Source organism: Enterococcus sp. 7E2_DIV0204, from assembly GCF_002140855.1.
GTDB classification, from domain to species: Bacteria; Bacillota; Bacilli; order Lactobacillales; family Enterococcaceae; genus Enterococcus_L; species Enterococcus_L lemimoniae.
This window is the reverse complement of sequence record NZ_NGKY01000004.1, coordinates 120,481-122,219: the sequence shown is the minus strand read 5'-3', so window position 1 is coordinate 122,219 and position 1,739 is coordinate 120,481. Positions and strand designations below refer to the sequence as shown.

Below are 1,739 nucleotides of genomic sequence, written 5' to 3'. Positions count from 1 at the left end.
ATTGCTTTTTTAAAGGTAATAGAAATATGAGTTTTTTTACATGGGTTCAAATGTGTGAGAATTCGTGAAAGCAAAGATGGACATAGGCAAATGATAGCAATCTAAGAAGTACTATGTTTAATGATAATACATTACCAATAGTGATATATTAGTAATGTATTACTATTGGTAATAAAAAAGAAGACTAATATAAGTCTTCTTCAATACCATTCATGAAATCAGTAAAGTTTTCAATGTTAATGGGGTATTTGCTATAGTCCTTAACATGTTTATTTGCTTCTTCTTCAGTAATGAGACCTAATTGGAGAAAATGCTGCCAAATAGCATTGTCAACAAAATCTGAGATAAATCCTTTTGTACCAGGAATTTTTTTATTACGTTTTTTATCTCTATATACTAGACTTTCTAGGCCGTCAACAGTATCTTGGCGTAATTTATACGTACGAGGAATCATTTCTGAGACATTCTGCTGATTTTGCCTGATCAATCCAAACTTATTTGAGTTATCTGAAGTAGAAGTAGTATCCGATGTACGTTCCTCGTCCGTAGGAATCGTTTCTACTACAGTATTGGTAAGGTTATTGGTTGGATTAAGGAGAGTTTCATTTTGTAAATCGTCCTCCGGAGTCTCAACATTATCTAACTCTTCGTCAAAAGCAGAACTAAAATCACCAGCAGCTCTTTTTTTTCTGGCCATTATTCTTCACCCTCACTATCTTCATGTAATTGCACAGGAATGTCCAAAGTTTTTCCTTCAGTACTTAACAAACCTAATCTGTTCATTTCATTTATTAGTTTATAAAAATTTTGGGCAAACTTGTTACTTGGATCGTTCATAGTAATAGGAAGTCCGTTTCTAACAAGTTTATCAGCAAAGGTAATAGATCTAGGTATTTCGGTATCAAAATAATGATAATTGTTTCGATTGGTATATTTCATCATAGAATTAATCATTTTAGCATGTAGGTTTGTATTGTAAACTTTATTAGCTAGAACACCGCCGATTCGAAGATTTGGATTGTACTTTTCTTTAAGCGTTAAAACTCTAGATATCAAGTGTGTTACCCCGTCAACACCATTTAAATCAGGTTCATAAGGGACAATTACTACGTCTGCTATAGATAGTACAGAAGATGTAACTTGTTTTAGTTCGGGAGGAGTATCATAAATTATGAAATCGTACTTTTCTTGAACGTTATCAAATGATCCAGCTAGTGCATTAAAATAATTTGCGCTAGGATCGATGATGTTTGTCATTTTATTTTTAAGCCCTTCGATTGTCATTAGTTCAGAAATATTATTTTTAAACTTTTTTACCAATGAAACAAACCATTCTAAAATGGAATCTCTGAATTCTTCCATTTTGTCGAATTCTAGATAGTTGTTATCTGAGTTCGCTGGCAAGACATCGATGTTACTATCATATGTACTGACAATGGTTTCTTCAACAGTTGCTGTTCCCATAAATACATCATAGATAGTGTTCTGATCGTTACCGACTTTAACTCTAAATGATTTAGTGGTATTCCCTTGTGCATCAGTATCGACTACTAAAATTTTTGCGTCTGGAAAGGCCTTTCTAAGCGCACCAGTGATATTAATTGTTATAAGCGTTTTTCCAACTCCGCCTTTATTCGCTGCTACTGTGATGCCTACTGCCATGTGATTACCTCTTTTCTTTAAAAATAAATTTAAAGTAATTTTTTGTGAATTTAATATATTACTATTGAGAATAAACT

General features: G+C 32.6%; 2 protein-coding genes. Both read right to left on the bottom strand.

Features of this window, described 5'->3' with window-relative positions:
• Positions 1 to 184: 184 nt before the first annotated feature.
• Positions 185 to 697 (bottom strand): hypothetical protein, encoded by a 513-nt coding sequence (locus A5819_RS18285; protein WP_086281971.1) that lies wholly within the window; start codon positions 695 to 697, stop codon positions 185 to 187.
• Positions 697 to 1,739 (bottom strand): ParA family protein (locus A5819_RS18280; protein ID WP_254907344.1); only part of this gene is annotated, 1,043 nt, incomplete at its 5' end. The genes A5819_RS18280 and A5819_RS18285, both read right to left, overlap by 1 nt.